This is a genomic window from Flavobacterium sp. (genome assembly GCF_028712645.1).
In the GTDB taxonomy this organism is placed as follows: domain Bacteria; phylum Bacteroidota; class Bacteroidia; order Flavobacteriales; family Flavobacteriaceae; genus Flavobacterium.
In genome coordinates, this window is sequence record NZ_JAQTPQ010000315.1 from 1 (window position 1) to 3658 (window position 3658).

Below are 3658 nucleotides of genomic sequence, written 5' to 3' on the forward strand. Positions count from 1 at the left end.
GTCTATAATAAGGAACATACAAATTTCCTGAACTTGCCCAAGCCGAAGCCTGAAAATGAACCGCAGTATTGATAACTTTTGCTCTTTGAATACTGTCATCTATCGGAACGTTCCATCTTTCGTCTTTGTCGGAAACAACTAATGTTGGGTAAACATAAAATACATCAATCGAATCTTGCGGATTTTGCACTGGATAATCTTTCAAGCCATCAGGATAATTTCCGGGTAAAACTGCCCAGTTTTTGGCTGAAGAATAATCGACAGTATCCGACAATGAATTTGGAATAATGCTGCTTTTTTCTGTGGAAGTTGTTGGGAAATTTTTGGTGTTTTGGGCCTTACAACCAGTAAAAAGAAAGCCAACAAAGAACAATAACAGGATTTGATGTTTCATTTTTTGGTGTTTAAATTCTTGTAAATTTACAAATTACAGATTGAATATTTTATAAGTTTGATGAGTCGATTTTACAATATTTTCGGTCCGTTCTGGATGTGTATCAGATATGAATAGTTGACCAAAGGTGTCGCTGTTGACCATTTCGATTATTTTTGCCACTCGAGTTTCATCTAATTTATCGAAAATATCATCAAATAATAAAAGAGGTTTTAAGCCACTTTGGGTTTTCAAGAATTCGAATTGAGCTAATTTTAAGGCAATCAAAAATGATTTTTGTTGACCTTGGGAACCAAATTTCTTTATGGGATAATTATCAATTTCAAACGATAAATCGTCTTTGTGAATCCCAACACTCGTGTAGTTCAAAGCTCGGTCTTTATTGATATTTTCTTGTAAAAGTGTCAACAAATCATTTTCGAATAAGTGGCTTTCATAAACCAGTTGAACCGTTTCTTGCGAACCAGTTATGGCTTGATGATGCGTGTTGAAAATTGGAATAAACTGCTCAATAAATTCTTTTCGTTTTTCGAAAATATATTTCCCAAAAGCATTGAGTTGTTCATTATAAATAGAAAGCGTGTCATTTTCGAAAACATAATTCACAGCGAAATATTTCAATAAAGCATTGCGCTGACTCATTACTTTTTGATATTGAATGAGTTGTTTCAAATATTGGGAATCCAATTGCGAAATAACGCTATCCATAAATTTTCTGCGTGTTTCACTACCTTCAATAATTAAATCTCTATCGGCAGGCGAGATGATAACCAAGGGAATGAATCCAACGTGCTCCGAGAATTTTTCATAAACTTTTCCGTTGCGTTTCAATATTTTTTTCTGCCCTTTTTTTAAGCTGCAAACGATTTGCTCGTTTCTTTCGTTGATTTCGAATTCACCGTCAATCACGAAAAACTCTTCACCGTGTTTTATATTTTGAACTGCTTGTGGGTTAAAATAACTTTTTCCATAAGACAAATGGTAGATTGCATCTAATACATTGGTCTTTCCAATTCCGTTTTTGCCTACAAAACAATTTATTTTGCCCACAAATTCGAAACTTGCTTCAGAAAAGTTCTTGTAATTGAATAATGAAATGTTTTTTAAATACATTGGTAAAGCTTGCTGGTATTGAGAATCATCCTGATTTCAAGTGATTTTCTTTAAGAGGGTGCAAATTATTGAAAAATATCGATAAAAGAGGTTTTAGATTTGAATAAATATTATATTTTTGCCACTCACTAAATTAAAATTTAAATGGCTACTTATAATAAGAGAGGATATAAATCAGCAAAAGAAAAAGAAGTAAAAGAAGTTACTGAAGACATACAAGTTATTGAAAAAAATAGTGCCACTGCAGGTGTATTTTCAACATTAGACCAAACAGCATCAAAAACGGAAAATTTTGTTGCTAGAAATCAAAAAATTATCATTGGAGTTGTTGGTGCGATTGCATTATTGACTGTTGGATATTTAGCCTATCAAAAATTTGTTGCTGCTCCAAAAGAAGACGATGCTGCAACCCAAATGTTTGTTGCTCAACAAAACTTTCAAAAAGCGACTGATGGAGTTGCAAGCGATTCATTATATAAATTATCATTGAATGGTTCTGAAGGAAAATGGGGATTTGTGAAAATTGCAGATGAATATTCCGGAACTGATGCAGGAAATTTAGCTAATTATTATGCAGGAATTGCTTATTTGAATACTGGAAAATACGCAGAAGCGATTGACTATTTAGGTAAATTCAAATCAGAAGATCTTGTTTTAAGCACTTTGGCGAAAGGAGCAATTGGCGATGCTTATTCTCAAAATAACCAACAAAAAGAAGCGTTAGAGAATTATGTAAAAGCTGCAGAATCGAATAAAAATGATTTTACTACGCCACGTTTCTTGTTGAAAGCAGGAAAAACAGCGTTGGCATTAGGAAATAAAGAAGATGCACTAAAATATTTTACAGACATTAAAGATAACTTTGAAGCTTCACCAGAAGCTGCATCAGTAGATGTTTTAATAGGATTAGCTCAGTAATATTAATTTAGGATTTTTCATTTAGAATAGGTATATTTATACTTTACAAATCTGAATTATTTCCTTAATTTTTTTCCTAATTAAAAATGGCAACTATAAATAAAAACTTATCAGAATACGATAAAAACTCAATCCCAAACGCGAAAAATTTTCGGTTTGGGATTGTTGTTTCAGAATGGAATGATACTATAACGGAAGGACTTTGTTATGGTGCCGTTACTGGACTTTTAGACAATGAAGTACCTTCAGAACATATCATTCGCTGGAATGTTCCAGGAAGCTTTGAGCTGATTTACGGTGCAAAAAAAATGTTACAAACTCAGAATGTCGATGCCGTAATCGCCATAGGTTGCGTCATTCAAGGAGAAACCAAACATTTTGATTTTGTTTGCGAAGCAGTTTCACAAGGAATTAAAGACTTGAACGTAGAATCTGATGTTCCTGTTATTTTTTGTGTTTTGACCGACAATACAATGCAACAATCCATCGATAGAAGTGGAGGAAAACACGGAAACAAAGGAACTGAAGCGGCTATTGCAGCTATTAAAATGGCTTATTTAAGACATCAAGCCTCGTTTGATCACCAATTCAAAAATCAACAATTATTATCGACTGGACCTTTGCAAATTGAAGGTTTGCCATTATTGGAAGAATAGAAGCAAAATATACTTATCTAAAACCTATACTGTTCTTTTGAAAGTATAGGTTTTTTTATGATTAATTTAGGTAGCAATCCCAATAGAAATTACTTAAATTTGCTCTCTTCGGATTTGGGATTACAAATCTGAAATCTAACATCTGAAATCTAAAAATGTCTAGCATTATTCAATTACTTCCTGATCACGTTGCCAATCAAATTGCCGCTGGAGAAGTCGTACAGCGACCAGCTTCGGTTGTCAAGGAATTGCTTGAGAATGCCGTAGATGCTGGAGCGAACGACATCAAATTAATTTTGAAAGATGCTGGAAAATCATTGGTTCAAGTGATTGATAACGGGCTTGGAATGAATGTTACCGATGCTCGTTTGTGTTTTGAGCGTCACGCCACTTCGAAAATTCGTCAAGCCGAAGATTTATTTTCTTTGCATACTAAAGGTTTTCGTGGAGAAGCATTGGCATCGATTGCCGCGATTGCTCACGTGGAGATGAAAACCAAACAAGATCAAGAAGAACTAGGAACCCATATCGTTATTGAAGGCAGCAAATTTGTGTCGCAAGATGTGGCGGTTTTACC

Annotated in this window: 5 protein-coding genes; 3 read left to right on the forward strand and 2 right to left on the reverse strand. The window is 34.1% G+C overall.

Annotated features, from left to right (window positions below):
* On the reverse strand, positions 1–394 hold a 394-nt coding region (locus PHC28_RS16990), incomplete at its 3' end, for a DUF3089 domain-containing protein (RefSeq protein ID WP_300103380.1).
* Positions 395–427: 33 nt separating this feature from the next.
* The gene (locus tag PHC28_RS16995; RefSeq protein ID WP_300103382.1) at positions 428–1507 is read right to left on the reverse strand and encodes a DNA replication/repair protein RecF; all 1080 of its coding nucleotides are present in this window, start codon (positions 1505–1507) and stop codon (positions 428–430) included.
* Positions 1508–1651: 144 nt separating this feature from the next.
* On the opposite strand from PHC28_RS16995, the gene PHC28_RS17000 reads away from it, so the two are divergent.
* The 3 genes from PHC28_RS17000 to mutL all read left to right on the forward strand — a co-directional run.
* Entirely contained in the window at positions 1652–2425 is a 774-nt protein-coding gene (locus tag PHC28_RS17000; protein WP_300103384.1) for a tetratricopeptide repeat protein, read from the forward strand.
* An 86-nt stretch (positions 2426–2511) separates the two neighbouring features.
* A complete protein-coding gene (gene ribH, locus PHC28_RS17005; protein WP_300103386.1) occupies positions 2512–3081 on the forward strand; it encodes a 6,7-dimethyl-8-ribityllumazine synthase in 570 nt (189 codons plus the stop codon).
* Between the two features lie 155 nt (positions 3082–3236).
* Positions 3237–3658, forward strand: a 422-nt coding sequence (gene mutL, locus PHC28_RS17010) for a DNA mismatch repair endonuclease MutL (protein WP_300103387.1), incomplete at its 3' end; no start/stop codon positions are given.

Coding starts and splice junctions, on each gene's coding strand:
- PHC28_RS16995 (WP_300103382.1), bottom strand. CDS start 1,507: ATGTATTTAAAAAACATTTCATTATTCAATTACAAGAACTTTTCTGAA.
- PHC28_RS17000 (WP_300103384.1), top strand. CDS start 1,652: ATGGCTACTTATAATAAGAGAGGATATAAATCAGCAAAAGAAAAAGAA.
- ribH (WP_300103386.1), top strand. CDS start 2,512: ATGGCAACTATAAATAAAAACTTATCAGAATACGATAAAAACTCAATC.